Raw genomic sequence first — 26,850 nt, forward strand, 5'->3', positions numbered from 1 at the left:
GGCTTCAGGCAAGTCATTCGCGAATGAATTCACCTACAGCGGTTGCCAGCTTCCGATCATGTGTACGATGCCTTGTTCGCCCTCGACCTGAAGTTGACCATGGGAACCGGCTGCGCTGGCTGACAGTACTACATTGCTGGGCAGGCGGACCGGTTTCTGGAACTGCACGCTAACCTCAACGTTCGACGCGGGCAAATGGTCGTCCAGGGTTGCCAGTGTCTGGGCTTTGAGCCACATGCCATGGGCGATGGCTCTGGGGAAACCGAACAGCCTGGCGCTGGGCGCACTCAGGTGAATCGGGTTGTAATCGCCGGACACCTTGGCGTATTGCCTGCCGATAAGTGATGAAGCGTGCCAGCGTGCCAGTTCGCTCATTGCCATGGGAGCAGGCTCGAAATCGCCGCTGATCTCGCCTTCCAGTTTCACGCCCTTGCAGAGCATGGTGCTTTCTTCTTCCCAGAGCAGTCCCAGGCCGTCTTCGACCTGAGTGAGCAGGCTGAATGTCGCGCCTTTGGCGTGAGGTTGCAGGTTGTTGGCCTGGACGCTGATATATAGCTGGCTGATACCGCCCAGAGGGCGATGAATCCGGATGCGGTTGGCAATGTGAATCAGGCCCAGTAACGGGAACGGGAACTCCCGGGAGGTCATCAACTGCATCTGTAACGGAAAGGCGAGGATATGCGGGTAAGTGGGTGGCAGGAGGCTGTCATCCTTGAAGCCGCAGACACTTCGATAGGCTGCCAGCTTGTCGGCGTCCACCGACATCCAGCTGCGCAGGCCAAGATCAGGCAGTTGGGTCCCGGTTACCTTGCGTTTCAGTGCTGCCTGCATGAACAGGTTGGGCAGAGTTTGCAGGGAGTCCAGGTAGCGCCAGTGAGCAGTCATTATCCATCTCCTTTTAACGAATGCGGGCTCAGGCCCCGATCACACTTTGGCCGCAGACACGCAAGACCTGGCCGGTCACAGCGCCGCTACCCGGCTGGCTCAGCCAGGCAACGGCTTCGGCGACGTCCTGCGGCAAGCCGCCCTGGCCAAGAGAACTCATGCGTCGACCTGCTTCACGCAAGGTGAAAGGCATTTCAGCGGTCATACGTGTTTCGATAAAACCGGGTGCTACGGCATTGATGCTGATACCGCGCTGCCTGAGCGACGGAGCCATGGCCCGGGCAAAACCGATCAGGCCAGCCTTGCTGGCGCTGTAATTGGTTTGTCCGCGATTGCCGGCCAGTCCGCTGGTAGAGGACATCAATACCACCCGTGCGTTGTCGTTCAGGGTGCCGTTATCCAGCAATGCCTGAGTCAGTACCTGCGGGGCTTCGAGGTTGACCGCCACTACCGAGTCCCAGAAATCCGCCGACATGTTGGCCAGGGTCTTGTCGCGGGTGATACCGGCGTTATGCACCAGAATGTCGAGGCCACCTTGCAGGTGTTCCTGCAACTGGGCGGCGGCATCCGGGCTGCAGATATCCAGCGCCAGCGCTTGCCCGCCGAGCCTTGCAGCCAGGGCTTCCAGGTCTGCCCGAGCTTGCGGCACATCCAGCAGCACGACATCGGCGCCATCGCGGGTAAGGGCTTCGGCAATCGCGGCGCCTATTCCGCGTGCGGCACCCGTGACTACCGCCCTGCGCCCGGCCAAGGGGCGGCTCCAGTCCTGAACTTGTGCGGTGTTCGGGCTCAGATGGATGACCTGTCCCGAGATGAATGCGCTCTTGGGGGACAGGAAAAAGCGCAGCGCGCCTTCCAGTTGGTCTTCAGCCCCTTCGTCGACCTGTAACAGTTGAACGGTGCTGCCGTTGCGCATTTCCTTGGCCAGCGAACGGCTGAAGCCTTCAACGGCCTGCTGGGTGCTGGCTGCCAGAGGGTCTTCACGTGTCGCGGGGGCACGCCCGAGGATCACCACATGGGCGCATTGATCCAGATTGCGCAGCAGCGGCTGAAAGAAATCCCGTAACTGTTTGAGCTGTTCGGCGTGTACGAGCACGCTGGCGTCAAATACCACGGCCTTGAGTTTCGGGCCTTGTTCGGCGGCCCAGGCTGTTGCGCCGGGGATATCGCTGCCAAAGCTGTAGAGCGAGTCGGTCAGGCGTTGTGCGAACAGTCTGATGTGATCCGCCAGTGGCCCGGCGCTGATCAGCAGCGTTCCCTCTACAGGCCGCAAGCGTCCGGCTTGCCAGCGCTCCAGGTGCGTCGGGTTCGGAAGACCTACGGCTTTCACCAAGCGCCGACCCACGTCGGAATTGGCGAAATTGATGTAGCGATCTGACGACATGGAACACTCTCCTTGAATCGGGGTTCAAAGACATGGACCACACTGAAGCGAGATTTGTTCTTGTTTCAGCACGCTGTTCATCACCTGCCCAGACAACGCTTGAAGAAAAGGGAGTTTTTCATGACGCAGCTACGTCGTGTCGCCATCATCGGTGGCAACCGGATTCCATTTGCCCGTTCCAGTGGCGCTTATGCCACTGCGAGTAACCAGGACATGCTGACGGCCGCGCTGGAGGGCTTGATCGAGCGCTTCAACCTGCATGGCCTGCGTCTGGGCGAAGTGGTTGCCGGTGCAGTGCTCAAGCACTCCCGAGATTTCAACCTGACCCGTGAATGCGTGCTGGGCTCGCGCCTGTCGGCGCAAACACCTGCTTACGATTTGCAGCAGGCCTGCGGCACCGGCCTTGAGGCGACCCTGCTAGTGGCCAACAAGATTGCCCTGGGGCAGATCGAGTGCGGCATTGCGGGCGGTGTAGATACGACCTCCGATGCGCCAATTGGCGTCAATGAAGAATTACGCAATATTCTGTTGCAGATCAATCGCAGCAAGACCGGCGCCGACAAGCTCAAGGCCCTCCTGAAATTGAGGCCCCAACATCTCAAGCCGGAGCTGCCTCGTAACGGTGAACCGCGCACAGGTTTGTCCATGGGCCAGCATTGCGAACTGATGGCGCAGCACTGGGGGATCGAGCGCGAGGCTCAGGATCAACTGGCGCTGGAGAGTCATCTTAAAATGGCAGCCGCTTATGCAGAGGGCTGGCAGAACGATCTGGTGACGCCTTATCTGGGCCTGACCCGCGACAACAATCTTCGCCCTGATCTGACTCTGGAAAAACTGGCGAGTCTCAAATCTGCATTCGAGCGCAGTGCCAAGGGCACTTTGACAGCCGGTAACTCTACGCCGCTGACCGATGGCGCTTCGCTGGTGCTGCTGGCCAGTGAGGAATGGGCCAGGGAGAGCGGCTTGCCCGTGCTGGCGTACTTGCGTGACGGTGAGACGGCCGCCGTCAACTTCGTCAATGGCGAAGAAGGTCTGCTGATGGCCCCGGCCTATGCCGTGCCGCGCCTGCTGGCGCGCAACGGTTTGACGTTGCAGGATTTCGACTATTACGAGATCCACGAAGCTTTCGCGGCCCAGGTGCTGTGTACGCTCAAGGCCTGGGAAGACTCCGAATACTGCAAGACTCGTCTGGGGCTTGAGGCACCTCTGGGTTCCATTGATCGTAACAAGCTCAATATCAAGGGCAGTTCACTGGCGGCCGGTCACCCCTTTGCGGCAACGGGCGGCCGGATCGTTGCCAACCTGGCCAAGTTGCTGGCGGTTGCCGGGCAAGGCCGTGGCCTGATCTCGATCTGCGCCGCAGGCGGGCAGGGCGTTACCGCGATACTGGAGCGCTGACACAGGCCCCATCGCGAGCGTTCTGCTCGCGATGGGGCACGTCTCAGAAGTCGAGGCTCAGTGCCACGCTGACGCCTTGTTGAGTCGTGTCATCATTCTTGCGCCAGTTGTAGCCTGCGCGTAGGCTCAGGTCGCGACTCAGTTGCTGGCTCACGCCAAGGGTGGCGCGGTTCAGGTTGCGTTGTGGCGTGTAGCCTTCAAGGGTGAAATCAAGACCGGGCACGCTGTTGAGTGCCATGGTCACGTTCTGCCGGTCTTTTTCAAATTCCCGTTCATGAGCGATCTCGCCCCATATCCGGGTCGAGGAAGTCAGCTCGAACGCGGTCTGCAACCCCACGCCCGCGCGCCGGGATTTGCGGGTCTGATCGCTGAAGGTCAGTGCTGTCGAACGGCTGCTCTGCTCCGAGTAGCCATCTACGTCGATGTGCGCATAATCAGCGCTGACAAAAGGTGACAGGTGCCAGCGGCTCGCCGATCCCGCAATATCAAAACCGAGTCGTGCGCTTGCGGCCCATAGCTTGCCATCGGTATCACCCTTTTCCTGCCCCTCACCAGCGCCCAGCGCGAACTTGCGCTCGGCCTTGTCGTAATCCAGATGCCCGCCGGATGCGGACAGATCGCCCCACCAGTGGTTGGCCTGATACTGCACAAAGGCTGTAGCAATGTAGCTGTTGAGCCGGTATTGCGAGTCTTGCGCGCCAGCTTCCAGACTTTGCCGATACGCCCCGCCAACCACCCCGGCCCGCCAGTTTTCAGCGAACCGGTAGCTGCCGCCGACCGTCAGGTTATAGCCACGGCCATCCGCCTGGGCTGATGTGTCTTGAGCATCGAAGTCGATCTTCTGCCCGCCTGCGGCAAGGATGCTGCGCCACTGGCCAACGCCCTGCCAATTGCCCAGATCGCCGAGCCACTGGGAACGAAGTTCATCCTGCTGGGTGCGCAAGGTGCCGAGGGCCATTTCCGGCAGCAGCGTGATTTCCCATGGAGCGGCCAGCAGCGAGTAGGCATAGTCGGCCAGCAGGCGCTGGGCTGCGGTGGTGGGATGCACGCGATCATTGAAGAACAGCCGGTCCGGGTCAGGCGTGGCGCTGTCCAGCCCGTAAGTGCTGTTTTCATCGCAGCCTGCGCCGTTGAAGCAGGTGCCCACCAGATCCTGATCCGCTGCGAAGCCGAAGCGTGCCGGGTTGGCCAGAGTTTCACTGATAAACAGCGGTACGTTGAGCGGGATGATCTGGGCATCGATCTGCTGCAGGCGACTGATCAGTTGTTCGTTGAAGTCGGCGCTGAGGGCCGAGGTGATCGGTTGCAGGATGGTGCCACTCAGGGCGGGCGTCTGGCCGATGTCGGGCAGCAGCCAGACCATGATGTAGCGTGCTCCTGCCTGTTGCAGGGCCTGGACGCTGTCGGCCAGATTGTCGGCGGCATCCGCTGCATCACTGCTGCTCAGCACCCGGCCTTGCAGGAAGTCATTGCCGCCACCCGTCAGGTAATACAGCGCATTCGGGTCCGCTTGAAAATTGATGCCCGGCAGATAGCCGGTCCGGGTTCGCAGCACGGTGCCGCTATCGGGATCGACCACACTGGACTCGGAAGTGATGGCGTCGAAGATCTGGTCCGTCCGGTCGCCGCCCACCGCCCAGTTATTGCCGTCCGGTATACCCAGTGCAGCATTTACTGCAGACGTGGAGGCATTCAGGTCACGGCCAGGGATGTTGAGCAGCGTACCCAGTATCGTCGAGGAGTTCAGCCCGATGATCTCACCGCTGCCATCCTGATAGGTCGGCCCGACCCGGTTGGTGAAACGCAACGTTGCGCCGGGTGGCCCATCCACATCCGGAAACTGTCCGGCATCGGCCAGGCTGTCGCCAAACACGACCATTGTGGAGTAAGGCATGGGGGCTGCAAATGTCGAAGTGCAGGCCAGGGTGAATAAACATGCCGCCAGGGGCATGCGCAGTGATATTCCGGTCATGGAAAAGCCCTTTTTATTGTTTTGTCACTGTAGGGACCCTAGCAAGCATCCTCGCCACTTCCAGAACTGAAAGGACTTACCGCCCAGTGGTGCTGGAACGGATTGAAAATCTTGAAGGGGGTGTTTCCGAAGGTTTACAGAAATCACATCGCTGCGGCTCACGCAGATGATGTGCTTGAGGCCGCGTCTGTGAGCGGCCCGGTGATGCTTTATGTACAGGGAAGGCTGGTGGCGTACGTACAGATTTTTCCGAGAAATTATCCATAACCCTGCAACACCTTGGAGGTTTGGAAGTGCTGTTCAGTACTCCCACGCTTCCACGACTCTGGTGTGGGAAAGCGGATATTGAAAGCATGAATTGCGAAGGTGTGACATGACTATAGAGCTGCCTGATATCTGTATATACAGATGCACCGTCACTCCAAATCGCAGCGGGTTTGGCTTTATCACCAAACCCGGCTTGCTGGCATTTCCATTCGCATCACGCTGCCTGTTCGTGTGCGATTGCATCCAGATAGGCGGCCAGCTCGTGCAGGTACACGAAGGGATGGCCCTGACGTGTGCCGCCGGTGCGGTTGACTTTCAAGGCGATACGCCCGGCGTTGATCTTGCGCAGCAGATTGCGGTCGTTCGAGATGTGCGAGAAATACCGCTCCCTGACTGCGCTCAAGGTTGGGCATGGGGTGGCAAATTCTTTGCGAAGCAGATCCAGTGTGTTGGTCATGGTCGATTACTCCCTGTGGGTAAAAGTCTGAGTCATGTTTCGTCTCTTTCCCACGGGCCATCGGGTCTTCAAGTGTTGCCTGGATGGCTCGGTCATCTGCGATGAGAGACGTGAGGCAACAATACGATATGTATTGTGTTTGAGCAATACGTTTTGTATTTTTAATCTACGATCTGTATTGGCTATCGTCTTCGTATTCCACATACCAGGCGAGATGGAGGGTGTCGTTTGCACTGTCGCGGGTGACGGTGACGCCTTCGGCTTCCATGAGTTGCTCGGCGATCTGCTCCCAGTGCAGGCGCGACTCACCGGGTTCCCTGTGCAGGCGAATCTGGTGCTCGATCTGAGCCTGGGGGCTGCTGATGAGTGCTTGAATACGTTGGACCAACGCCAGATAAGCATCGTGTTGCGACATATCAGGTGTCCAGGCAGGCATGCTTTAATTCCTTTTTACTGTATGTGCATACAGTAATTCAGGTCTTTTTCCTACGCAACAGTGAAATGTGTCCGGCTTGCAATAAGAAGGAAGGGCTCGAATGGCGGAAATAAAAAAGCCCCGAAAATTCGGGGCTTTGATCTGGAAGGCTTGAGCTAGAGCCGCATCGTCATCTGTCTGATGACGCCGATCAACTTGCAGTCTTCCGTGATGGGGATCGTTGGATAGGCTGGGTTGAGGGGTTTGAGGAAATAGCGACCGGCATCCTCGACCAGCTTCTTGAATGTGGCCTCGTTACTCTCGGGCAGCTTGGCAATCACCAGCTTTCCGGGGGTTGGCTCGAGCCCGGTGTCGACCAGGATCAGCATGCCTTCCGGAATGCTCTGACCTGCCGTAGCGGTCATGGAATCGCCGCGCACCATCAGCCAGAAGGCCTGGCCTTTGGCCTTATAGTCGGTGAGTTCAAAGGTATCCGAATAGCCGGCCGGGTAGGGCTCGACAGCTTCGTTCCAGCCGCCGGCCTCTACCCAACTGATCACCGGGTACCGATAAAAGCGCGAGGGTTGAACGGTAGGCGCAACGTTCTGTTGCCCCTGCTCATGGGAAGGGAGCGACGTTGCAAGAATGGGTAGCCCCAGCTCGCTCAAAAACCGGTTGATCACATCTATCTTCGGTTCACGCTTTCCGTTCAGCCAATGCCCTACGGCACCTGGAGTCACACCCATTCGCTCAGCCATGTCTTCCTGGCTGATGTTCAGGTTCTCCATGGCCTTTCTGGCGATTTCATACCATTTATTCATGCGCGAAATACTACAGCCTGTATGGGGTTCGACAATCGACACATTGTAGTGGTTTTTCTGGATTTTCAATACAAAATGTATTTTACTCGCAAAATAAACAATTCGCTTAATGAGTTGCTTTCAGCGAGGAAAGAGAATGATTGATGAAGTCGAGGCCGTGATGGCCAATTGGGGAGAGCAACGGATGCGTCTGGGCCTGGGCGGCGGGTTGAGCAGCCCGATGGCCGGCATCATGGAGTGGGGCGCTTATATCCCCAGGCGTACGCCGGGCTCCAGAGCCTTGATCGGTAATGGCAGCGGCATGGATTACATCGGCAGTGAAGTCGAGGCCGCTGTGGCGGAACTGTCCCGTGGTTCGGCCAAAGGCAGAGGTCCCGAGTTGGCGAAACTGGCGCAATACCGTTACGTCGATCTGCTGCCTGCCCGTGAGCAGATGCGTTTGCTTGGTATCAATGAAGGTGCTGACAGGACCTATCGAAACTGGGTGGAAAAACTGCACCGGCAGGTTTTGTTGATCCTGGCGACCCGTAGCGCAAATCGTGGCTCAAGAGATAAAGCTCAGGCATCCGAGGGGGCAGGCCGCAAGGCGGGTTGAGTTTTTGCTTTGATCATGTCCGCCAGAGCCGTTTCGTGTACTGGCGAACGAACAAACTCTTCACGGCCCTTCCTGGGCCGTTTTTTATAGAGGGACGCTGCTCCCTTGCTTCTTTCAATTCCCCCCTCGCCATCGCTTCCCTGAAATTGCCTCCATTCATCTGCCTGGATTTTTTCGCGAAGAAATACCGTTTATCCGGGCCAATTGTCGAAGCGTGGTTGAACTCCGGTTGAAGTCTGGTCGAACTCGACCCACCCCCGAAAAGGCCCTTTCCAGCCTTTCCGAAGGGGGGTACAAAGGCACCACGATATGCGATTTGCGTCTGGGGACAACGACTCGGGACACACTTCAAATCAACATACCGCCAGCTTCTTTTCTTGTTCCTTCTGGCCGCCTCGTGCGGCCTTTTTTATTCCCGGAGTACCGATGGACCCTACTGACCTAGGCCCAGGCACAGCTACCTGGCTGGGCGGGACCGGCACCATCCTGCTTGGTGGTTTTTTATGGCTGCGCAAGTTTCTTTCCAGAGACGCCGCCGACCGGGCAATGGACAACGCCGATATCGGCACCGTCCGGCGTCTGAATGAATTGCTCGATTCCGAGCGTGAGGCTCGCAAGGAAGCTGAAGCCCGAGCTGACCAGTTTGCCAGGGAGCGTAACGAGCTGGCCGCTGCGGTGGGCCGGATGGAGGGCAAGGTTGAAGTCCTTACCAGCCAGATTGCCCAGCTCACTGACAAGGTGACAACGCAAAGTGCCGAAATTGCCCGGCTGCGTTCTCAATTAGGAGGCTCCACGGATGGACAGATGCGCAATTAACTTTATCGCCCGCCACTGGTGGCGTCGGGTGGAGATCTGGGTGATCGCTGCTCTGCTGGCGGCTGGGAGCCTGACACTGGGCTTTCAGGCCGGGCAATGGTCGGCCAGTTTCGAGCACACCAAGCAACTGGCCGAGATACGCCAGGCATACGACGCTGCCATGGGTAAGCGCGATATCAGTCTTGTCAGGCTGGCAGAGAGCGCAACTCAGGCGGTAGACAAGGCCGAAAGCGCCGCCTCAGCGGCGACCGAGGCGGCGAACACAGCAAGCCGTGCGGCTGACAAGGCCGATGCTGCCCTGAGCAAGGCCAGACAGTAACCCTATCGATCTCCGACACCTCTGGATTCACTCATGAAGATAACCCCGATTGTTGCTCATCTGCAGGCGACATGCCCGACCTTTGCCGGACGAATCAGCGCCGGCATTTACTGGAACGCTGTCATGAACAGCACTGCGCTCGCTTCCCCCTCGGCCTACGTGATTGCCACGGGCGATGCGGCGACGGCCAACGACCTGAATAACGCGATCCGCCAGAACATCACCGACCGGATTGATGTGGTGGTCGTGCTCTCTGGCAGTGATGAACGCGGCCAGGACGCAAGCGAGCAACTGCATGCCATTCGCGCCGAGATATGGCGTGCGCTGGTGGGCTGGAGCGCCGGCAGCGACTACGAGCCGCTGGAGTACACGGGCGGCGGGCTGTTGCAGGTCAATGCCTCGCAAGTGGCGTGGCGCTTTGGTTTCTCGGCGCAGTTTCAACTGGGCCGCAATACATCCGATCAGCCTGCCGAAACCTGGCACGAGGCTTTTCTGGATGGTCTGCCGGGTTTCACCGGCGCGACTTTCGACATGGACTGTATCGATCCGGCAGATCCGAATCTGAAATCTCCCGGCCCCGATGGACGTATCGAAATGAAGTTCTCAGGAGACGTAACACCATGACTCAACGCATCACTGTGATCCCGGTCGCTGGCCGGGTTGTACCTGATCCGGAGGCTGGCGACCTGTTGCCGGCCGAAGGTCGTGAAGTCCGATTCAACGCATGGTGGCAGCGCCGCTACAACGACGGCGATGTCACCACTGCAACCGAGCAATCCCCAACCATCAAGGCCGTCACGGCGTAATCAAGAGGAAGCCAAACAATGGCTATCAGTTTCAATAACATTCCATCCGATGTTCGTGTTCCGCTGTTCTATGCGGAAATGGACAATTCTGCCGCCAACAGCGCATCGGCCAGCATGCGCCGTCTGATCGTTGCCCAGGTCAACGACGATGCAACCGGTCCTGAAATCGGTTCGCTGGTACTGGTGCCCAGTGTATCGCTGGCCAAGAACATCGGCGGCCAGGGTTCCATGCTGGCCTCGATGTACGAAACCTGGCGCAAGGCCGATCCGACCGGTGAAGTCTGGTGCCTGCCGCTGCTCAACACGGTCGGCTCCAAGGCCAGCGCCACCCTCACGTTTACAGGCACTGTCACCGAATCCGGTCTGCTGAACCTGTACGTCGGTGGCGTACGGGTGCAGGCTAGCGTCGTCAATGGCGCGACCGCTGCCCAGGCGGCCACGGCGTTGTCGGTAAAGATCAATGCTACGCCGGACCTGCCGATCAAGGCCGAGGTCGAGGCGGGTGTTGTGACCCTGTCCGTCAAATGGACAGGTGAGAGCGGTAACGACATCCAGCTGGAATTCAATCGCCTGGGTAAAACCAATGGCGAGGTGACTCCAGCCGGTCTGGCCGTTGTTGCCACTGCCCTGACCGGCGGTGTCGGCACTCCCGATCAGGTGGCTGCACTGGCCGCGCTGGGCGATGAGCCTTTCGAGTTCCTGTGCGTGCCATGGACCGATACCAACACGCTGGATGCCTGGAAGGCAGCAATGGATGACAGCACCGGTCGCTGGAGCTGGGCCAAGCAACTCTATGGCCACGTCTACAGCGCCAAGCGCGGTACGGTCGGTACGCTGGTCGCCGCAGGTCAGCTGCGTAACGATCAGCATGTCACGATCCAGGGTGTCGAAATCGGTGTGCCACAGCCGGTGTGGGTGCAGGCTGCAGCGCTGGCTGCGCGTACTGCCGTGTTCATCTCGGCCGACGCCAGTCGTCCGACCCAGACCGGCACCCTGCCTGGCCTGGACCCGGCGCCTGCCAGTGCCCGCTTCACGCTCACTGAGCGCGAGTCGCTGCTGCGTTACGGTATCGCTACCGCTTACTACGAAGGCGGTTACGTGCGCATTCAGCGTTCGATCACCACGTACCAGAAGAACGCCTACGGTCAGGCGGACAACTCGTACCTGGACAGCGAAACCCTGCACCAGTCGGCGTTCATCATTCGCCGTCTGCAAAGCGTGATCACCAGCAAGTATGGCCGCCACAAACTGGCCAACGACGGTACCCGTTTCGGTGCCGGCCAGCCGATCGTCACGCCAGTCACCATTCGTGGTGAGCTGATCGCTCAGTACGCCAGGCTTGAAGAAGAAGGCCATGTGGAAAACGCAGAACTGTTCGCAGAGTATCTGATCGTCGAACGCGACAGCCAGGACCCGAGCCGTATCAACGTGATGTTCCCACCGGACTACATCAACGGTCTGCGTGTGTTCGCCCTGCTCAATCAGTTCCGCCTGCAGTACGACGCTGCGGCTTAAATTCAACCTCAACATTCAAACCCGCCTTGTGCGGGTTTTTTCATTCTGGAGATATAAAACATGGGTCAGAAAGTAGCTGGTACTTGCTACATCAAGGTCGACGGCACTCAATTGACCATCAGCGGCGGTGTTGAAGCCCCGCTGATGAACATCAAGCGCGAGACCGTCTTGCCGGGTTATTTCAAGGAAACCGACAAGGCGCCGTGGTTGAAACTCACTGCGCTGCACACCCCGGACTTTCCCTTGAAAGCGCTCACCACCGGTGTGGACATGACCATCACCTGTGAATTCAAGAACGGCAAGGTCTACGTCCTGTCGGGTGCGTACCTGGTCGATGAGCCGGGCAGCAAGGGCGAGGAAGGCACCATCGAGCTGAAGTTCGACGGTAACCAGGGGAGCTGGCAATGAGTGAAGTCATCGTACTGGCGAGCCCGGTCGAGGCTCACGGGGAATCCCTTTCGCAACTGACTTTCCGTCGTCCTACGGCGCAGGAAGCACGAGCGATCAAGGCGCTGCCTTACAAGATCGACAAGCACGAAGACGTGTCGCTCGACCTTGACGTTGCTGCGAAGTACATCGCGGTCTGCGCAGGCATTCCTCCGTCCTCGGTCGATCAACTGGACCTTTCCGATATCAACAAGCTGAGCTGGAAGGTCGCGAGTTTTTTCATGGCAGCGGCATCAGGGACCTCCAAGGCCTGATAGCCGTCGTCTACGACCTCGCGTACTTCTGGAAAGTTGATCCCGAACTGATGATGTCCAGGGAACTGGACATCATCACCGAGTCGATTTTGCAGTCGCAGCGTATCAATCAGATCCTGCAGGGGGAGTGATGGCAAATCCATCCAGGCTTGAAGCGCTTTTTAAAGGCGTCGATGAGCTGTCTCCTACTCTGGCTAACATGCGCAAGAATGTTGACGCTTTCAAAACCGGGCTCGAAGGGTCCGGTTTGGGGAACATCAACATTGCAGGCGTGATCGAGGGGAATGCCCTGACGGGCCCCTTGATTGCCGGAGTAAAGGCAGCAATCGGTTTTGAAACATCCATGGCCAATGTGAAAAAGGTCGTGGCTTTCGAGACACCGCAGCAATTCCAGCAAATGGGCACCGATATTCTGGACATGAGCGAACGGCTCCCGGAAACCGCCAATGGAATTGCGGCAATCGTGGCAACAGGCGCCAAGGCCAGCGTGCCGCGTGCCGAGTTGAAAGGCTTTGCCGAAGACGCCGTGAAGATGGGCGTTGCCTTTGGCCAGACGGGTGCTGAGTCGGGCGAGATGATGGGCAAGTGGCGATCTTCGCTTAGCCTCTCGCAGCCTGAAGTCCAAAAGCTTGCCGAGCAGATCAATACCCTGGGCGGTAATGATCTGGAGAAAGAGATTGCAACCATGGTCACTGCGATGGCGCCGTTGGGTGCTGTGGCAGGGAAGGCCAGTGGTGAAGTCGCGGCCATGGGTGCCACGTTGGCGGGCATGGATGTGCCGGCTGATGTGGCGACCAAGGGCGTCAAGAGCCTCATGAAAACCCTGACCGAAGGCGGGCCAGCGAAAGCCGGTGCTTTCAAGGACTTGCAGCTTGATCTCGATCAACTGAGCAAGGGCATGCAGACGGACCCTTCCGGGACTATCGAGAAGGTTTTGAGCACCTTGTCCCAGGTGGATCCAGCCAAGCAGAACGATGTGGTTTCGCAGTTGTTCGGTGCCGAATCACTGGGCGCCATAACGCCGTTGTTGAAGAACCTCGATGATCTGAAGGCCAACTTTGGCAAGGTTGCAGAGGGCGCTAAATCCGCGGGCTCGATCGAGCAGGAATTCGCCGACAACTCGCGCACCACGGCGGTTGCCATTCAGCAGATGCAAAACCGTATGGACCGGCTTGGCACCAATATCGGCGGCATTTTCCTGCCTGCGATAAACGATGCAATCGCCGTCATCGGTCCCATGATTTCCATGGTCGCTGCATTGGCGGCCGAACACCCTGAGGTCATCAAAGGCGTTGTAGGCGCTGCGATTGGCTTTGGCGTGTTGCAAGTGGCCGTGCTGGCCGCGACCAATGCAGCTCGACTGTTCAGCATGGTGATCGGCTTGTCGCCGGTGGGAATCGCTGTGCGCGCTATTGCTCTGGCTGCGGGCGCGCTTATTGCCAACTGGTCTTCCGTCGCACCGTTTTTTGCGGCCGTCTGGGAGTCGATCAAAGGAGCGGCCAGTGTGGCCTGGGACTGGCTCAAGGCTGCGTTCGACTGGACGCCACTGGGCATGATCGTGGCCAACTGGCAGCCATTGGCCGATGTTTTTTCAGCGCTCTGGGGCGTGATTGTGGCGTTATCCACGCCGGTTCTGGATTTTCTGAAAACCCTGTTCGACTGGTCGCCGTTGAGGTTGATTGCAGTGAACTGGCAACCGGTCAGCGAGTTTTACGGCGGCCTGTGGGATGGGATCAAGGCCGCAGCGCTTGTCATCGGCGATGTGCTGAAAACCATGTTCGAGTGGTCACCCCTGGGGATCATCATCAAGCATTGGGAGCCGATCAGAAGCTGGTTCACGGATCTGTGGACGGATGTGCGGTCGGGCATCGACTCGGTATTGAGCTTTTTCGGCTTTGGGGAGGAAGGGATTCTCAAAGGCACTAGCAAAAAACTCAATGAGTTTGCCGAAGCACAAAGGCTTCGCAATGCCGGGCCTGGTGGCGGTACTGGCGCGTTGCTGATGGCAGATGCCGTCGACACCAGTCAGCTGAATCAACAACGTCTCAACGCTGCGACGGGCGTGCCATCGACCAGCCAACTGCTGGCTCCTCCAGGGCTGCCTGAACCCGGCAGCCTGCTTCTGCAAGGAGCAGCTGCTAATCGGCGTCTTGAAGGTGAGCTCAACATCCGTTTTGACAATGCACCGGCGGGCATGCGCCCGGAAGAGGTGAGGACCAATCAGCCAGGCTTGACGATCTCGCCAAGCGTTGGCTACCGAACAATCGGAGGCGCAGGATATGACTACATGGCGTGACAGGCTGATGCCCGCTTCTTTCCGGGGTATTGGTTTCTTTGTCGATACGGATTCTGTTCCGGTCGGTCGTAAAGGTCAGCTTCACGAGTTTCCACAACGCGACGAGCCTTATTTCGAGTCGCTGGGCAAGGAATCCCAAATCTATACGATGGAGGCCTTCCTGGTTGGCGATGACTGTTTCGAGCGTCGTGACAGATTGCTGGAAGCTCTTGAAGTCAATGGGGCGGGTGAGCTTGTCCACCCGTGGCTTGGACGCATGCAGGTGCAGGTTGGCGGTTGCATCCTGAAGCACAACCGGACTGAAGGCGGCGTCGTCAGACTGTCGTTGAAGTTTTATCCGGATCAGCCGCTGCGCTTTCCGACTTCAACGGTCAATACCCGGCGACAGCTCGTGCAGGCATCAGACGGGTTGCTGGCTTCGGCGCTCAAGCGTTACAAGGCGGTCATGTCTGTGGTGGACGCAGTGCGCATCAATATCCAGGCGCTGCGCAGTACGTTGTCGGGAATCTTTGCCGTGATTCAGCGGCAGTTTACCCCCTTCATGACGATCTACTCGGATGTGACCAGCCTGGTTCATTCGCTGGTCAATGCGCCCCTGACGTTGAGCACAATGTTCTCCAGTTTCTTTGCCAGCTTTGATGGGGACAGCAGTAGCGGCAACAGTAGCCGTGCCGGCTCAAGTGCAAGCTTCAATGCGAGCACAGGGTCAGGTTCAGGCACTGGCACAAATGCCGGAACAGCTACCAGCGGGAGCGCGAGCAGCAACGGTTCGTCCGTCAATTACAGGGCGACGATTTCCGATGCCACGCAGCAGGCCGAGTCCATTGCCAGTATCAATCTGGTCAATCAGGGCGGCGGTCTTGATACCGGCTCCACGGCCCAGGCAACTGCCAATCTGGTTCAGGATGCTTTGCTGGTCAAGGTTGCCAGGGTTGTGGCGAGCATGCCGGTTGCCACTGCTGCGGTACCGATCATTGCCACGCCGTCACTGGAGCATCAAGTGGTAATGCCGGTCGATCGTGCGCAGGTGCCTGTTGCCGATGATGTGATCGAGTTGCGGGACACCCTCAGTTCGGCCATCTGGGAAGCCTCGCTGAAAGCGGACCCTGAGCATTACCTGGCGCTCAACACATTGCGCCAGGCCTTGATCCGTCATCTGAACGCGGTGGCTGCTTCCGGGGTACGACTGGTCGACATCAAGGTGGCCGAGCCGCTGCCTGCGCTGGTGCTGGCTTATCGCCGCTTCGGCGATGCTACCCGCCTGACCGAGGTTGTGCAGCGTAACCGTGTCCAGCATCCAGGCTTCCTGCCGCCAGGCACTCTGAAAGTCGCGCAGGAGTAACCCCATGGAGAAGGAAAATACGGTCACCTTGTCGGTGGGTGGTATGGATTACGGTGGCTGGAAAACCATTTCGATCTCTGCCGGCATCGAGCGTCAGGCCCGCAGTTTCACGATGGGCATTACCTGGCAGTGGCCTGGACAGAACATCACCCGGCCTATCGGGCAAGGCGACAAATGCGAGGTTCGTATCGGGGGGGATCTGATCCTGACGGGCTGGGTTTTTGCGACACCCATCAGCTATGACGACAAGACGATCACCCTGAGTATTTCCGGGCGCTCTCTGACGGCCGATCTTGTCGATTGCACGGTGATCAACAAACCCGGTCAGTGGAAGGGCCAAGGGGCGCTCAGCATCATTCAGGCGCTTGTTGCTCCTTACGAGGTGGGCGTGGTGAGTGAAATCGCTGAAACCGGCAAGATTTCCGACCACACCATTGAACCTGCTGAAACGGTGTTCAAGTCCATTGACCGGATCCTGACGAAGTTTCGCATTTTCTCTACCGACGATGAGCAGGGGCGTCTGGTGCTGGCCAGGCCTGGCAGTAAGGGACGGGCAGTGGATCGGCTGGAGCTGGGGCAGAACATCCTTTCTGCGTCGGCGCCTCTCGATTTCTCCGGCACTTTTTCCGAGTACCGGGTGATCGGACAACGGGCAGGCAATGACAAGACGTATGGCAAGCAAGCCAGCGAAGTGTCGGCGCAGGCTCTCGATGACAGGGCCAATCGCAAGCGCGTCCTGGTCATCCATGAGTCGTCACCTGTGACTCCCGAGCTTGCCCAGAGCCGCGCGAACTGGGAGCGCAGCAATCGCATGGGCAAGGCGCAGGTCACGACCTACAAGGTGCAAGGATGGCGGCAGACCAATGGCGATCTCTGGCGTCACAACACGCTGGTGCGAGTCGTGGATCGGGTGATCGGGTTCGATCAGGACATGTTGATCTCGCAAATCACGTACAGCCTCGACGAGAAAGGAACGCTGACGACCCTTGTGGTCGGCCCTCCTGAAATGTTCGACGCCGAACCCGACGACCCGCACAAGACTGGCAAAAAGTAGAGAGCGGCAACGCTACGTTGTCCTCCCCCGAAAAGGAAAAACCCTAATGAGCATACTCAATCGCATGCTGGCGCGGGGCACGGTTGTGCTCGCCAGGGCGACCAGCAAGATGCAGGCGCTGCAAATGCACCTGACCGCAGGTGAAATCAAGGACGATATGGAGCACTTCGAGCCCTACGGTTTCACCTGCAACCCTTTGCCTGGCGCCGAAGGCATTGCAGCGTTTATCGGCGGTGACCGGTCCCACGGGCTGCTGCTGGTTGTCGCGGATCGTCGCTATCGCCTCAAGGCTCTGGAGTCGGGTGAGGTGGCGATCTACACCGACGAGGGGGACAAGATTCACCTCAAGCGCGGCAAGGTCATCGACATCGAAACCAACACGTTGAACGTCAAGGCCACCGTGGCGGTGAACTTTGAAACGCCCCAGATCACCCAGACCGGAAAGATCGTTTCCCAAGGCGATCAGGTCGCGGGTGGCATCAGCCAGATCAGCCATACGCACAGCGGCGTTCAAGGCGGCAACGGCCAGAGCGGGCCACCCGTGGGAGGTGCCTGATGATTATCGCAGGCTCTCTTGAAGCTTCGTTGTTGCGCTCGGTCATCATCAGCCTGTTCACCTGGCGTCGAGCCGGGCCGGATGACCAGATCGGTGATGACGAGCGTTATGGCTGGTGGGGCGATACCTATCCGGCAGTGACGGATGATCGTATCGGCTCGCGCCTGTGGTTGTTGCGGCGAGTGAAACTCACCGCACAGACGCAACGGGATGCCGAGTTCTACGCTCGCGAAGCGCTTCTCTGGCTGATCGAAGACGGCCATGTGCAGGACATCGAAATCCTCACCGAGCGGGTGCAGAACAATCGCTTGAATCTCGGCGTCGTGCTGGTCGTCTCAAACGGCCAGAGCGTGCGCTTCAACCCATCCGAACAGTGGCAGGTGATCTATGCCGTTTGAAACTCCTACATTGCCTGCGCTGATCAGCCGTACACAGGTTGACCTGGCTGATGAAGCGCTCCGGCAATCCGATGCCCGAGTGTTGTCTCGCGCTCACAGCGGTGCTGCCTATGGGCTCTATGGCTATCAGCGCTGGATCGCCGACCAGATCCTGCCTGACACGGCCGATGACGAAACCCTGGAGCGTCAAGCCATCCTCAGGCTCCGACAACCCCGTAATGCTGCGCAACCGGCCAGCGGCTCGGTGCGCTTCATGGCTGCTGCGGGTGCAGTGCTGGATGCCGACACTGTGCTGCAGTTCAGCGATGGTCGAACCTATCGGGTTACCCAAGGTGTAACCACCGTGGCGGGCAATAACGTGACCACGGTCGAAGCCGTGGATGCAGGCATTCTGGGGAACGCCGATGCCGGGCTGGTCATGACCGCCGTGCAGCCCATTGAAGGGATCGACAGTAGCTTCACTGTGCTGGCGGACGGCCTGACCGGCGGTGTTGCCCAGGAAAGTATCGAGTCATTGCGTGCTCGTGTGGTTCGCTCATATCGAGTGATTCCCCACGGAGGCAATCAGGATGACTACGTCACCTGGGCGCTGGAAGTGGCGGGCGTGACCCGTGCCTGGTGTGTGCGCCGTTATATGGGGCCTGGCACTGTGGCGGTTTTCATCATGCGCGACAATGACGCCACCCCGGTTCCCGACGACGAACAGCTTGCGCAGGTAGCGGCTTACATCGAACCGCTACGTCCGGTCACGGCTGAGCTGTATGTGCTGGCACCGGTACAGAAACCGGTCGTCTACACGATCAGGCTCACGCCGGATACTTCTGCCGTACGTGCCGCTGTTCAGGCGCAACTGATGGATCTTCATAACCGTGAGGCCGGGCTTGGCGAGACGCTGCTGTTGACCCATATCGCCGAGTCTATAAGCGGCGCGACGGGGGAAACGGATCATGTATTGACGTCCCCTGTCGCCAATGTGGAAGCCGCTTCCAATGAGCTGCTGACATTCGGGGGGATTCTATGGGCGTCCTGAGAACTGCCAGCCAGTATGCCGAGCAACTTCAGGCTCTGCTGCCATCAGGGCCGGCCTGGGACCCTGAGCGGGTTCCCGAGTTGCAACAGGTGATCACGGGGTTATCCCGGGAGTTTGCCCGTATCGATGGCCGGGCCTTTGATCTGCTCAACGAGATGGACCCCACGGGTATCAGTGAACTGGTTCCAGACTGGGAGCGGGTCATGAACCTGCCCGATCCATGTCTGGGCCTGAGCCCCTTGTTCGAGGACCGGCGCCTGTCGGTGCGACAACGGCTGGTAGCCGTAGGAGGGCAGAACCCCGCGTTCTACGTCGACATTGCCATCAGCCAGGGCTATCCCAACGCCACCGTCACTGAATATCGAGCGCCCCGTATGGGGCGTTCTTGTTTCGGCAAGGCGCATTTCGGGACCTGGAATGCGCAGTTCATGTGGGTGTTGAACACAGGTGGCCGCAAGCGACTGGGTCGCCGCTTTGGTGCGAGCTATTGGGGCGAACGCTTCGGCGTGAATCCGGGGACGGCTATCGAATGTTTGATCCGTCGGGCGGCACCTGCACACACCGCAGTATTCATTAATTTCAACTGAGGAGTAATAACGTGGACTATCCAAAAAGTGTCCCCAGCGTCGGGCTGGTGAATGGAAAGTTTGTTGATGAAAATACTGTTTCCGGCGCGCCGGGATCTCTGATTTCCGCCAGTTGGGGGAACGCAGTAACCGATGAATTGCTAGCTGTTATCCGGGCTGCCCAGATCGATCCGAAAGAGGAGGATGTGGATCAGTTGCTGGAGGCTATTCGTTATATCGTTCAGAACGATGCGTATACCAAGAATCGCGTTTACAGCAAGGAAGAAATGGATGCCTTGTTGAAAAGTAACAACGTGGTTCCTGTCGGAATGATGGTGCCGTTTCCAAAGGCAGCTATTCCGCCTGGGTATCTTGAAGTCGATGGTAGCCTGCAGAGTATTGCTGCTTATCCTGATCTGGCTGCTTATCTGGGCACTAGCTACAACAAGGCAGGTGATCCTGCGGGTTACTTCCGTCTTCCTGAATCGCGTGGTGAGTTTCTGCGAGGGTGGGATCATGGGCGGGGTGTGGATGCAAATCGGGCCTTAGGCAGTTCTCAGCTTGACGCCTTACAGAATATCACTGCCGTTCTTGGTCTTCGTGGCGGTACCTCAGCAGGTACTGGGGCTCTGGGGGGAGCTAGCGGAGCGATGTCTGTCTCATTCGGTTGGGGGGGAGAGGCTAATACGATCACTCGTGATGCTAATACTTCAGCTCGAAGCGACACTATTTTCTTTGACGCTTCAACGGTAGCAAGGACATCTACTGAAACACGTCCACGCAACCTGGCAGTCATGTGGTGCATCAAAGCCTGGAATGCGCCGACCAATCAGGGAAATATCGATATCGCTGCACTAAAGGCGCTTGCGGTACAGGCCACGGAAATCAATTGGGGATTGGGCAGGATCGCGACTCAGGCCGAGGTGAATGCCGGTGTGGATGACGCCCCAGTTGTAACTCCAAAAAAGCTGCGTTTCGGCTTCGCAATGAGCTTCACACCTGCAAGTGGTTATGTCTTGTTTCCGACTTGGCTGGGCGGTTTGCTGATCCAGTATGGCCGGGCGACTTTGGCTCCCGATACCTTTTCTACGCTGACTTGGCCTCTGGCCTGGCCGGATGCATGTTATGGCATTGCCGGTGCTGTGCATTCATCTCTTGAGCGCGTTGATGATGACATTACCCCGCAATATCGGAACCTCACTAAAACCAGCGTTATTCTTGATCGACAAGATAATGGTTTGGTTTTTACAACTCTTCGGGACGTCTTCGTTATAGGTATAGGAAAATAATCATGGCTATTTTTTATTGCGCTGAAACTGGCGGGTTCTATCTGTCAGGCATGCAGCCAGTCGGTAAGGACTGCAAAGAAATTACTGATGCGCAGCATGTTGAGCTCCGGGCAGCGAATGCGGCTGGAAAGATTATTGCTGCTGATGCCGACGGATTTCCTGTGGCAGTTAATCCCCCTGGTTTGACTGCCGAACAACTGGCGAACAAAGAGCGTGCGTGGCGGGATCAGGTGCTTTCGGCTGCATCTGGTGTAAGAGATCGTCACAGGGATCAACTGGAGTTGAATCTGTCGACGACTCTGGAGGCGGAGCAATTCACCGCGCTTCTGGTTTATATCCAGTCCTTGCGCGATTGGCCGCAGACTCAGGAGTTTCCCGATATTCTATTCCGCCCAACCGCCCCGACCTGGCTCGAAACCAACTGAACGCCCCGCACTGACGGGGCGTTTTCTTTAGTGTCTCTGGCATGGCTATCCCTCATGGTCAAACTTCTGCGCAGTTTCCATATGCGCTTGGTTGTGAGGGGCGTCTTGCTATGCCATCAAAGGATGGTTGATGGAGGTTACATGCCCATAACACAACAACAGCTCCTGCAAATCCTCCCCAACGCCGGCTCTAAAGCCGGCGTTTTCATTTCCGCGCTCAATGCCGCAATGACCCGATACAGCATCCTCACCCGGTTGCAGGTATCGGCTTTCATCGCACAGATCGGTCACGAATCCGGCCAGTTGCGGTATGTCCGTGAGCTGGGAAGTGACGATTACCTGAAGCGGTACGACACGGGGCAACTGGCGTTGCGCCTGGGTAATACGCCTGAAGACGATGATGATGGTCAGTTCTATCGTGGACGGGGGCTTATTCAGGTGACGGGCCGGGCGAACTATGTCGCCTGTGGTGAGGCGCTGGGGCTGGATCTGCTCAATCGCCCCGAGTTGCTCGAGCAACCGGAGCATGCCGCCATGTCCGCTGCCTGGTTCTGGGATCGGGCAAGGCTGAATGCTTTGGCTGACAAGGGGGATTTCCTGTTGATCACCAGGCGCATCAATGGCGGCACCCATGGTCTTGCGGATCGCGAAGCCTTGTATCAACGCGCTTTGAAGGTGTTGTCATGACGACTCTGGATCTGCGCTCTGTGGTCCTGGCGATGTTGTGTGGCCTGGGGCTTGGCTTTTGGACTGCGTGGCAATGGCAGGCGCACAGTTATGGTCGGCAATTGGCCGAACAGGCCGGGATTCATCTGCGTGAACGCGAGCTTGCTTCCAGGGCGGTCATCGCCTGGCAGGAAGCTCAGCAGAAACTGCGGCGGGACATGGAGGCCCGCCTGCAAACCAACGATGCAACTCACTACAAGGAATTGAGCGATGCACAGAAACTTCAGGCTCAGTTGCGTAGTCGCCTGGCTACCTCTGATTTGCGGTTGTCAGTCCTCCTCGCCGCTCCAGCCGGTGGCGCTGGAAAGTCAGCCGTTGCCTCCTCCGGCAGCCTGGTTCATGGAGCCACGCGAGCCGAACTTGACCCGACGGCTGCTCAACGAGTTGTCGCCATCACCGACGACGGAGATCAGGGACTGATTGCGCTCAAGGCTTGTCAGGCCTATGTGCGCGAGATAGCCCGTTGATTTCCCGATGTGAGTGTTCAGTCACTGTGGGAGTCGGCAAGCCGCCTCCCACTTCCACATTCCCCCTTCCGTACCCGCAGACACTGATCTGCCCCTCCAAAAGTCATCTGATCGGATACATGGCCTGATTTACCCGGCACAATCATATTGCGCCGTGTGATTCGGTAAGTTAATGTCCCGAAACGTTTAGATGAGACGCCTCCCGTGACGATTGTCAGCAAACTCTTGATGCGCGTTATCAAGGCCCACGCCCGTTGGCGTTGGCGCGCCTGACTATTTCTTTTCCGGCCTGCCCGGACCTTTACCTGTATGCCTTCGATCCCCCTGATGTATTGCGCCAGGTCACGTGCCGGACCTTGGGTGCATACGCAAGCGGGCCAGAATTCGGAAGGCTGAATAAAGTCAGTAAATTCAAAAGGTTGATAGCAACATGCTGCTGATGATCGATAACTACGACTCCTTTACCTATAACGTCGTGCAGTACCTCGGTGAACTGGGTGCCGACGTTAAAGTGATTCGTAACGATGAGTTGACCATTGCTCAGATCGAAGCCTTGAACCCGGAGCGCATTGTCGTTTCCCCCGGCCCTTGCACGCCTAACGAAGCCGGTGTCTCGCTTGAGGTGATCACTCACTTCGCGGGCAAACTGCCGATTCTGGGTGTCTGCCTGGGGCATCAGTCCATTGGTCAGGCGTTCGGTGGTGACGTGGTGCGCGCCCGTCAGGTCATGCACGGCAAGACCAGTCCTGTCGTCCATGAGGACAAGGGCGTGTTCAATGGCTTGAACCACCCGCTGGTCGTGACCCGTTACCATTCGCTGGTGGTCAAGCTCGACACTCTGCCTGATTGCCTTGAGGTCACCGCCTGGACCGCGCTGGAAGATGGTTCGGTGGACGAGATCATGGGGCTTCGCCACAAGACGCTGAATATCGAAGGGGTGCAATTTCACCCCGAATCGATCCTGACAGAGCAGGGACACGAGCTGTTCGCCAACTTCCTCAAGCAGACCGGCGGCATTCGTCAGGAGAACCTATCGTGAGTTCACCCATGAATATCAAGACGGCGCTCAACCGCGTCGTCAATCATCTGGATCTGAGCACAGACGAGATGCGCGATGTCATGCGTGAAATCATGACAGGCCAATGCAGCGAAGCGCAGATCGGCGCCTTTCTGATGGGGATGCGCATGAAAAGCGAGAGCATCGATGAAATCGTCGGTGCTGTCTCGGTCATGCGCGAGCTGGCAAACAAGGTCGAACTGCAGTCTCTGGACAAGGTTGTGGATATCGTCGGCACCGGTGGTGATGGCGCCAACATCTTCAACGTCTCCACGGCTTCGGCGTTCGTGGTTTCGGCGGCGGGGTGTACGGTGGCCAAACACGGTAACCGTGCCGTTTCAGGCAAGAGCGGCAGTGCCGACCTGCTGGAAGCTGCGGGTGTTTACCTGAACCTCGATCCGGTCCAGGTTGCACGTTGCATCGACAGCGTGGGTATCGGCTTCATGTTCGCCCAGTCTCATCACAGTGCTATGAAACATGCCGCCGGCCCTCGGCGTGACCTGGGGCTGCGCACCCTGTTCAATATGCTCGGCCCGCTTACGAATCCGGCTGGCGTTCGTCATCAAGTGGTGGGCGTGTTCAATCAGGCGCTGTGTCGCCCGCTGGCGGAAGTCCTGTCTCGCCTGGGCAGCAAGCATGTGCTGGTGGTGCATTCCCAGGATGGCCTGGACGAGTTCAGCCTTGCGGCACCGACTTTTGTCGCTGAGCTGAAGAACGGCGAAATCACCGAATACTCGGTACAACCCGAAGACCTGGGCATGAAAAGCCAGAGCCTGTATGGTCTGGCGGTCGAAAGCCCGGCAGCCTCTCTTGAGCTGATTCGGGACGCCCTTGGGCGTCGCAAGACTGAAAATGGCCAGAAGGCCGCGGAAATGATCGTGCTCAATGCCGGTGCGGCGCTCTACGCTGCTGATCATGCCACCAGCCTCAAAGAAGGCGTAGAACTGGCACACGATTCTCTGCATACCGGCCTGGCCCGGGAGAAGCTGGACGAATTGGGTGCTTTCACGGCGGTATTCAAGCAGGAGAATGAAGGATGAGTGTGCCAACCGTACTGGAAAAAATTCTCGCCCGTAAAGCTGAGGAAGTGGCTGCTCGTCGTGCCATTGTGACCCTGGCAGAGCTGGAGCGACAGGCTGCGGTGGCCGACGCGCCTCGCGGCTTTGCCAATGCCTTGATCGAGCAGGCCAGAAGCAAGCATCCGGCAGTAATTGCCGAGATCAAGAAGGCCTCGCCGAGCAAGGGCGTGATCCGGGAAGACTTTCAGCCTGCCGAGATCGCCAGAAGCTATCAGGCCGGCGGTGCGACCTGCCTGTCGGTCCTGACCGATATCGATTTCTTCCAGGGCGCCGACGCCTATCTGCAGGAAGCCCGTGCGGCCTGCAAGCTGCCGGTGATCCGCAAGGACTTCATGATCGATCCGTATCAGGTCATCGAAGCCCGTGCTCTGGGTGCCGATTGCATCCTCTTGATCGTGGCGGCGCTGGATGACGTGAAAATGGCCGAATTGGCCGCGGTTGCCAAAGGTGTGGGTCTGGACGTTCTGGTTGAAGTTCATGATGGCGATGAGCTGGAGCGCGCCCTGAAAACCCTCGATACCCCGCTGGTCGGTGTCAATAACCGCAACCTGCATACCTTCGAGGTGAGCCTGGAAACCACGCTGGATCTGCTGCCGCGCATTCCTCGTGATCGTCTGGTCATTACCGAGAGCGGCATCCTCAACCGGGCCGACGTCGAGCTGATGGAAATCAGCGATGTGTACTCGTTCCTGGTGGGCGAGGCCTTCATGCGCGCCGAGCAGCCGGGAGCGGAGTTGCAGCGGCTGTTTTTCCCGGAGCGTGGCGTGCCGGTCAGTGGGTCGGCTCTCGATTGAGCCTTAGATCATGCCGGTAGTCGACATCTGCATCGAGAAAGGCCTGCAGGCCGAACAGGACCTGCTGGCTTCGGTGTGTGCCGGTGATGCGGATCATGGGCTGCTGTTCTGGCGTCCCAACGATCAGGCGCTGGTCATGCCACGCCGGATGAGTCGCCTGCCGGGCTTTACCGAAGCCAGTGAAACCCTTGCAGACAGCGGCTGGCCTGTCCTGCTGCGTGAAACGGGTGGTGAACCGGTGCCGCAGTCTTCTGCCACCGTGAACATTGCTCTGGTTTATGCGCAACCCGGTACGGACGCCGATCGGGACAGAATAGAAATCGCCTACCGACGCTTGTGTCAGCCGATTCTGGATCTGTTGACTGAATTGGGTGGCCAGGCTTCGTTGGGGGAAGTGGACGGTGCATTCTGCGACGGCCGTTTCAACGTCAACCTCGATGGCCGCAAGATGGTCGGTACCGCCCAGCGCTGGCGTCAAAGCCAGGGTGGAACACGTCCTGTGGTACTGGCTCATGGCGCCTTGTTGCTGGATAACGAGCGCCAGCAGATGGTGGCTGCAGTCAATCGCTTCAACGAATTGTGCGAGCTGGAAGCGCGCGTGCGAGCCCAAAGCCATATTGCACTGTATGAAGCCTTTCCCGAGAGCCGCTTCAGTGTGCTCGAACGCCTCATCCAGTCTTATCGGCAGATGCTGGCCGGGCTCTGAGCGATACAGGCCTCAACGGGTTCCGAACACCACCATGGTCTTGCCTTTGACGTCGACCAGTTGCTGTTCTTCCAGGGCCTTGAGCACGCGCCCGACCATTTCCCTCGAGCAACCCACGATACGTCCGATCTCCTGGCGGGTCACCTTGATCTGCATGCCGTCGGGATGAGTCATGGCATCCGGTTGCCGACACAGGTCCAGCAGCGTGCGGGCCACTCGTCCGGTCACGTCGAGGAAAGCCAGATCACCGACCTTGCGCGTCGTATTGCGCAGGCGATCAGCCATCTGGGCGCCCAGAGCATAGAGAATTTCCGGTTCCTGGTGCGTCAGCTCGCGGAACTTGCAATAAGAGATCTCGGCCACTTCGCATTCAGTCTTGGCGCGAACCCACGCACTGCGCACGGTTTCATGGCCGGTCTGCTCGAACAAGCCCAGTTCACCGAAGAAATCCCCGCTGTTGAGATACGCGACGATCATCTCCCGACCTTCGTCGTCCTCGATCAGGATCGTTACCGAGCCCTTGAGAATGATGAACAACGACTCGGACTTCTCGCCAGCGCAGATGATATTGCTCTTGGCGGCGCAGCGACGACGTTGGGCATGGGGGAGAAGCTTTTCGAGACTCTTTATTTTGGGTACCACTGAGATTGCGACCATGCGTGTATTCCGAAAAAAGATTCTTCGCCAAATGGCACTCTCATAGGTATCGGCTGC

31 protein-coding genes are annotated in these 26,850 nt (G+C 58.3%); 24 read left to right on the forward strand and 7 right to left on the reverse strand.

The window, feature by feature from the left end; all coding sequences use genetic code 11:
* Positions 1 to 33: 33 nt before the first annotated feature.
* Positions 34 to 885 (reverse strand): MaoC family dehydratase, encoded by an 852-nt coding sequence (locus CKW23_RS21515; RefSeq protein WP_025262109.1) that lies wholly within the window; start codon positions 883 to 885, stop codon positions 34 to 36.
* A gap of 28 nt (positions 886 to 913) precedes the next feature.
* Positions 914 to 2,269 (reverse strand): 3-oxoacyl-ACP reductase, encoded by a 1,356-nt coding sequence (locus CKW23_RS21520; RefSeq protein ID WP_025262108.1) that lies wholly within the window; start codon positions 2,267 to 2,269, stop codon positions 914 to 916.
* A gap of 120 nt (positions 2,270 to 2,389) precedes the next feature.
* On the opposite strand from CKW23_RS21520, the gene CKW23_RS21525 reads away from it, so the two are divergent.
* On the forward strand, positions 2,390 to 3,667 hold the full coding sequence (locus CKW23_RS21525) for an acetyl-CoA C-acetyltransferase (RefSeq protein WP_025262107.1): 1,278 nt from the start codon (positions 2,390 to 2,392) through the stop codon (positions 3,665 to 3,667).
* A 43-nt stretch (positions 3,668 to 3,710) separates the two neighbouring features.
* Here the strand turns inward: CKW23_RS21525 and estP are convergent, their stop codons facing one another.
* From estP to CKW23_RS21545, 4 genes are all read right to left on the reverse strand, one after another.
* Positions 3,711 to 5,639 (reverse strand): esterase EstP, encoded by a 1,929-nt coding sequence (gene estP, locus CKW23_RS21530; RefSeq protein WP_025262106.1) that lies wholly within the window; start codon positions 5,637 to 5,639, stop codon positions 3,711 to 3,713.
* Positions 5,640 to 6,120: 481 nt separating this feature from the next.
* Positions 6,121 to 6,363, reverse strand: a complete 243-nt coding sequence (locus CKW23_RS21535) for a pyocin activator PrtN family protein (RefSeq protein ID WP_025262105.1) — start codon at positions 6,361 to 6,363, stop codon at positions 6,121 to 6,123.
* A gap of 166 nt (positions 6,364 to 6,529) precedes the next feature.
* On the reverse strand, positions 6,530 to 6,799 hold the full coding sequence (locus CKW23_RS21540) for a DUF1654 domain-containing protein (protein ID WP_025262104.1): 270 nt from the start codon (positions 6,797 to 6,799) through the stop codon (positions 6,530 to 6,532).
* Positions 6,800 to 6,954: 155 nt separating this feature from the next.
* Positions 6,955 to 7,566, reverse strand: coding sequence for a LexA family transcriptional regulator (locus CKW23_RS21545; protein WP_025262103.1), 612 nt, complete (start codon positions 7,564 to 7,566; stop codon positions 6,955 to 6,957).
* 169 nt (positions 7,567 to 7,735) lie between these two features.
* Between CKW23_RS21545 and CKW23_RS21550 the strand changes: the two genes are divergently transcribed.
* The 23 genes from CKW23_RS21550 to CKW23_RS21665 all read left to right on the forward strand — a co-directional run bounded on the left by CKW23_RS21550 (position 7,736) and on the right by CKW23_RS21665 (position 26,136).
* Positions 7,736 to 8,194 carry a hypothetical protein gene (locus tag CKW23_RS21550; RefSeq protein WP_025262102.1) on the forward strand — a complete coding sequence of 153 codons (459 nt, stop codon included), beginning with the start codon at positions 7,736 to 7,738 and terminating at the stop codon, positions 8,192 to 8,194.
* 426 nt (positions 8,195 to 8,620) lie between these two features.
* Complete coding sequence (locus CKW23_RS21560) at positions 8,621 to 9,010, forward strand: hypothetical protein (RefSeq protein ID WP_025262101.1); 390 nt, start codon at positions 8,621 to 8,623, stop codon at positions 9,008 to 9,010.
* Positions 8,991 to 9,329: a hypothetical protein gene (locus CKW23_RS21565; RefSeq protein WP_025262100.1), complete on the forward strand. Its 339-nt coding sequence runs from the start codon at positions 8,991 to 8,993 to the stop codon at positions 9,327 to 9,329. Before CKW23_RS21560 ends, CKW23_RS21565 begins: the two co-directional genes overlap by 20 nt.
* A gap of 33 nt (positions 9,330 to 9,362) precedes the next feature.
* Complete coding sequence (locus CKW23_RS21570; RefSeq protein WP_095068306.1) at positions 9,363 to 9,953, forward strand: hypothetical protein; 591 nt, start codon at positions 9,363 to 9,365, stop codon at positions 9,951 to 9,953.
* Positions 9,950 to 10,135, forward strand: a complete 186-nt coding sequence (locus CKW23_RS21575) for a DUF2635 domain-containing protein (RefSeq protein WP_095068307.1) — start codon at positions 9,950 to 9,952, stop codon at positions 10,133 to 10,135. Before CKW23_RS21570 ends, CKW23_RS21575 begins: the two co-directional genes overlap by 4 nt.
* An 18-nt stretch (positions 10,136 to 10,153) precedes the next feature.
* Positions 10,154 to 11,650 (forward strand): phage tail sheath subtilisin-like domain-containing protein, encoded by a 1,497-nt coding sequence (locus CKW23_RS21580; protein ID WP_025262097.1) that lies wholly within the window; start codon positions 10,154 to 10,156, stop codon positions 11,648 to 11,650.
* Positions 11,651 to 11,710: 60 nt separating this feature from the next.
* Complete coding sequence (locus tag CKW23_RS21585; RefSeq protein WP_025262096.1) at positions 11,711 to 12,058, forward strand: phage tail tube protein; 348 nt, start codon at positions 11,711 to 11,713, stop codon at positions 12,056 to 12,058.
* A complete protein-coding gene (locus CKW23_RS21590; RefSeq protein WP_025262095.1) occupies positions 12,055 to 12,351 on the forward strand; it encodes a phage tail assembly protein in 297 nt (98 codons plus the stop codon). Before CKW23_RS21585 ends, CKW23_RS21590 begins: the two co-directional genes overlap by 4 nt.
* A 130-nt stretch (positions 12,352 to 12,481) precedes the next feature.
* Positions 12,482 to 14,647, forward strand: coding sequence for a phage tail tape measure protein (locus CKW23_RS21595; RefSeq protein WP_025262094.1), 2,166 nt, complete (start codon positions 12,482 to 12,484; stop codon positions 14,645 to 14,647).
* Positions 14,631 to 15,989 carry a DNA circularization protein gene (locus CKW23_RS21600; RefSeq protein ID WP_025262093.1) on the forward strand — a complete coding sequence of 453 codons (1,359 nt, stop codon included), beginning with the start codon at positions 14,631 to 14,633 and terminating at the stop codon, positions 15,987 to 15,989. The genes CKW23_RS21595 and CKW23_RS21600 overlap by 17 nt, the downstream gene beginning before the upstream one ends.
* A gap of 4 nt (positions 15,990 to 15,993) precedes the next feature.
* Positions 15,994 to 17,043 (forward strand): phage baseplate assembly protein, encoded by a 1,050-nt coding sequence (locus CKW23_RS21605; RefSeq protein WP_025262092.1) that lies wholly within the window; start codon positions 15,994 to 15,996, stop codon positions 17,041 to 17,043.
* A 46-nt stretch (positions 17,044 to 17,089) separates the two neighbouring features.
* Positions 17,090 to 17,599 carry a phage baseplate assembly protein V gene (locus tag CKW23_RS21610; protein ID WP_095068308.1) on the forward strand — a complete coding sequence of 170 codons (510 nt, stop codon included), beginning with the start codon at positions 17,090 to 17,092 and terminating at the stop codon, positions 17,597 to 17,599.
* Complete coding sequence (locus tag CKW23_RS21615) at positions 17,599 to 17,997, forward strand: phage GP46 family protein (RefSeq protein WP_095068309.1); 399 nt, start codon at positions 17,599 to 17,601, stop codon at positions 17,995 to 17,997. Before CKW23_RS21610 ends, CKW23_RS21615 begins: the two co-directional genes overlap by 1 nt.
* A complete protein-coding gene (locus CKW23_RS21620; protein WP_095068310.1) occupies positions 17,987 to 19,027 on the forward strand; it encodes a baseplate J/gp47 family protein in 1,041 nt (346 codons plus the stop codon). The genes CKW23_RS21615 and CKW23_RS21620 overlap by 11 nt, the downstream gene beginning before the upstream one ends.
* Positions 19,015 to 19,614 carry a YmfQ family protein gene (locus CKW23_RS21625; RefSeq protein WP_095068311.1) on the forward strand — a complete coding sequence of 200 codons (600 nt, stop codon included), beginning with the start codon at positions 19,015 to 19,017 and terminating at the stop codon, positions 19,612 to 19,614. Before CKW23_RS21620 ends, CKW23_RS21625 begins: the two co-directional genes overlap by 13 nt.
* Positions 19,615 to 19,625: 11 nt before the next feature.
* Positions 19,626 to 20,882, forward strand: a complete 1,257-nt coding sequence (locus CKW23_RS21630; protein WP_095068312.1) for a phage tail protein — start codon at positions 19,626 to 19,628, stop codon at positions 20,880 to 20,882.
* Between the two features lie 2 nt (positions 20,883 to 20,884).
* Complete coding sequence (locus CKW23_RS21635) at positions 20,885 to 21,307, forward strand: tail fiber assembly protein (RefSeq protein ID WP_095068313.1); 423 nt, start codon at positions 20,885 to 20,887, stop codon at positions 21,305 to 21,307.
* A 141-nt stretch (positions 21,308 to 21,448) separates the two neighbouring features.
* Entirely contained in the window at positions 21,449 to 21,994 is a 546-nt protein-coding gene (locus CKW23_RS21640) for a glycoside hydrolase family 19 protein (RefSeq protein ID WP_095068314.1), read from the forward strand.
* Positions 21,991 to 22,500, forward strand: coding sequence for a lysis system i-spanin subunit Rz (locus CKW23_RS21645; RefSeq protein ID WP_095068315.1), 510 nt, complete (start codon positions 21,991 to 21,993; stop codon positions 22,498 to 22,500). The genes CKW23_RS21640 and CKW23_RS21645 overlap by 4 nt, the downstream gene beginning before the upstream one ends.
* Before the next feature lie 430 nt (positions 22,501 to 22,930).
* Positions 22,931 to 23,539 (forward strand): aminodeoxychorismate/anthranilate synthase component II, encoded by a 609-nt coding sequence (locus CKW23_RS21650; RefSeq protein WP_095068316.1) that lies wholly within the window; start codon positions 22,931 to 22,933, stop codon positions 23,537 to 23,539.
* An 8-nt stretch (positions 23,540 to 23,547) separates the two neighbouring features.
* The gene (trpD, locus tag CKW23_RS21655; protein ID WP_025262082.1) at positions 23,548 to 24,597 is read left to right on the forward strand and encodes an anthranilate phosphoribosyltransferase; all 1,050 of its coding nucleotides are present in this window, start codon (positions 23,548 to 23,550) and stop codon (positions 24,595 to 24,597) included.
* The gene (gene trpC, locus CKW23_RS21660; RefSeq protein ID WP_025262081.1) at positions 24,594 to 25,430 is read left to right on the forward strand and encodes an indole-3-glycerol phosphate synthase TrpC; all 837 of its coding nucleotides are present in this window, start codon (positions 24,594 to 24,596) and stop codon (positions 25,428 to 25,430) included. Before trpD ends, trpC begins: the two co-directional genes overlap by 4 nt.
* Before the next feature lie 10 nt (positions 25,431 to 25,440).
* Positions 25,441 to 26,136, forward strand: a complete 696-nt coding sequence (locus CKW23_RS21665; RefSeq protein ID WP_025262080.1) for a lipoate--protein ligase family protein — start codon at positions 25,441 to 25,443, stop codon at positions 26,134 to 26,136.
* 12 nt (positions 26,137 to 26,148) lie between these two features.
* On the opposite strand, the gene crp is transcribed toward CKW23_RS21665, so the two are convergent.
* Complete coding sequence (gene crp, locus CKW23_RS21670) at positions 26,149 to 26,793, reverse strand: cAMP-activated global transcriptional regulator CRP (protein WP_025262079.1); 645 nt, start codon at positions 26,791 to 26,793, stop codon at positions 26,149 to 26,151.
* Positions 26,794 to 26,850 lie beyond the last annotated feature (57 nt).

This window comes from Pseudomonas sp. Irchel 3A18, from assembly GCF_900187465.1.
GTDB classification, from domain to species: Bacteria; Pseudomonadota; Gammaproteobacteria; order Pseudomonadales; family Pseudomonadaceae; genus Aquipseudomonas; species Aquipseudomonas cichorii.

Bases quoted from the DNA above. Each gene is read 5' to 3' on its own strand.
- CKW23_RS21585 (WP_025262096.1), top strand. From the start codon at position 11,711: ATGGGTCAGAAAGTAGCTGGTACTTGCTACATCAAGGTCGACGGCACT.
- crp (WP_025262079.1), bottom strand. From the start codon at position 26,793: ATGGTCGCAATCTCAGTGGTACCCAAAATAAAGAGTCTCGAAAAGCTT.
- CKW23_RS21600 (WP_025262093.1), top strand. From the start codon at position 14,631: ATGACTACATGGCGTGACAGGCTGATGCCCGCTTCTTTCCGGGGTATT.
- CKW23_RS21620 (WP_095068310.1), top strand. From the start codon at position 17,987: ATGCCGTTTGAAACTCCTACATTGCCTGCGCTGATCAGCCGTACACAG.
- CKW23_RS21560 (WP_025262101.1), top strand. From the start codon at position 8,621: ATGGACCCTACTGACCTAGGCCCAGGCACAGCTACCTGGCTGGGCGGG.
- CKW23_RS21550 (WP_025262102.1), top strand. From the start codon at position 7,736: ATGATTGATGAAGTCGAGGCCGTGATGGCCAATTGGGGAGAGCAACGG.
- CKW23_RS21515 (WP_025262109.1), bottom strand. From the start codon at position 885: ATGACTGCTCACTGGCGCTACCTGGACTCCCTGCAAACTCTGCCCAAC.
- estP (WP_025262106.1), bottom strand. From the start codon at position 5,639: ATGACCGGAATATCACTGCGCATGCCCCTGGCGGCATGTTTATTCACC.
- CKW23_RS21595 (WP_025262094.1), top strand. From the start codon at position 12,482: ATGGCAAATCCATCCAGGCTTGAAGCGCTTTTTAAAGGCGTCGATGAG.
- trpD (WP_025262082.1), top strand. From the start codon at position 23,548: ATGAATATCAAGACGGCGCTCAACCGCGTCGTCAATCATCTGGATCTG.
- CKW23_RS21565 (WP_025262100.1), top strand. From the start codon at position 8,991: ATGGACAGATGCGCAATTAACTTTATCGCCCGCCACTGGTGGCGTCGG.
- CKW23_RS21590 (WP_025262095.1), top strand. From the start codon at position 12,055: ATGAGTGAAGTCATCGTACTGGCGAGCCCGGTCGAGGCTCACGGGGAA.
- CKW23_RS21575 (WP_095068307.1), top strand. From the start codon at position 9,950: ATGACTCAACGCATCACTGTGATCCCGGTCGCTGGCCGGGTTGTACCT.
- CKW23_RS21610 (WP_095068308.1), top strand. From the start codon at position 17,090: ATGAGCATACTCAATCGCATGCTGGCGCGGGGCACGGTTGTGCTCGCC.
- CKW23_RS21605 (WP_025262092.1), top strand. From the start codon at position 15,994: ATGGAGAAGGAAAATACGGTCACCTTGTCGGTGGGTGGTATGGATTAC.
- CKW23_RS21625 (WP_095068311.1), top strand. From the start codon at position 19,015: ATGGGCGTCCTGAGAACTGCCAGCCAGTATGCCGAGCAACTTCAGGCT.
- CKW23_RS21665 (WP_025262080.1), top strand. From the start codon at position 25,441: ATGCCGGTAGTCGACATCTGCATCGAGAAAGGCCTGCAGGCCGAACAG.
- CKW23_RS21540 (WP_025262104.1), bottom strand. From the start codon at position 6,799: ATGCCTGCCTGGACACCTGATATGTCGCAACACGATGCTTATCTGGCG.
- CKW23_RS21545 (WP_025262103.1), bottom strand. From the start codon at position 7,566: ATGGAGAACCTGAACATCAGCCAGGAAGACATGGCTGAGCGAATGGGT.
- CKW23_RS21635 (WP_095068313.1), top strand. From the start codon at position 20,885: ATGGCTATTTTTTATTGCGCTGAAACTGGCGGGTTCTATCTGTCAGGC.
- CKW23_RS21650 (WP_095068316.1), top strand. From the start codon at position 22,931: ATGCTGCTGATGATCGATAACTACGACTCCTTTACCTATAACGTCGTG.
- CKW23_RS21645 (WP_095068315.1), top strand. From the start codon at position 21,991: ATGACGACTCTGGATCTGCGCTCTGTGGTCCTGGCGATGTTGTGTGGC.
- CKW23_RS21640 (WP_095068314.1), top strand. From the start codon at position 21,449: ATGCCCATAACACAACAACAGCTCCTGCAAATCCTCCCCAACGCCGGC.
- CKW23_RS21615 (WP_095068309.1), top strand. From the start codon at position 17,599: ATGATTATCGCAGGCTCTCTTGAAGCTTCGTTGTTGCGCTCGGTCATC.
- CKW23_RS21520 (WP_025262108.1), bottom strand. From the start codon at position 2,269: ATGTCGTCAGATCGCTACATCAATTTCGCCAATTCCGACGTGGGTCGG.
- CKW23_RS21570 (WP_095068306.1), top strand. From the start codon at position 9,363: ATGAAGATAACCCCGATTGTTGCTCATCTGCAGGCGACATGCCCGACC.
- CKW23_RS21525 (WP_025262107.1), top strand. From the start codon at position 2,390: ATGACGCAGCTACGTCGTGTCGCCATCATCGGTGGCAACCGGATTCCA.
- trpC (WP_025262081.1), top strand. From the start codon at position 24,594: ATGAGTGTGCCAACCGTACTGGAAAAAATTCTCGCCCGTAAAGCTGAG.
- CKW23_RS21580 (WP_025262097.1), top strand. From the start codon at position 10,154: ATGGCTATCAGTTTCAATAACATTCCATCCGATGTTCGTGTTCCGCTG.
- CKW23_RS21535 (WP_025262105.1), bottom strand. From the start codon at position 6,363: ATGACCAACACACTGGATCTGCTTCGCAAAGAATTTGCCACCCCATGC.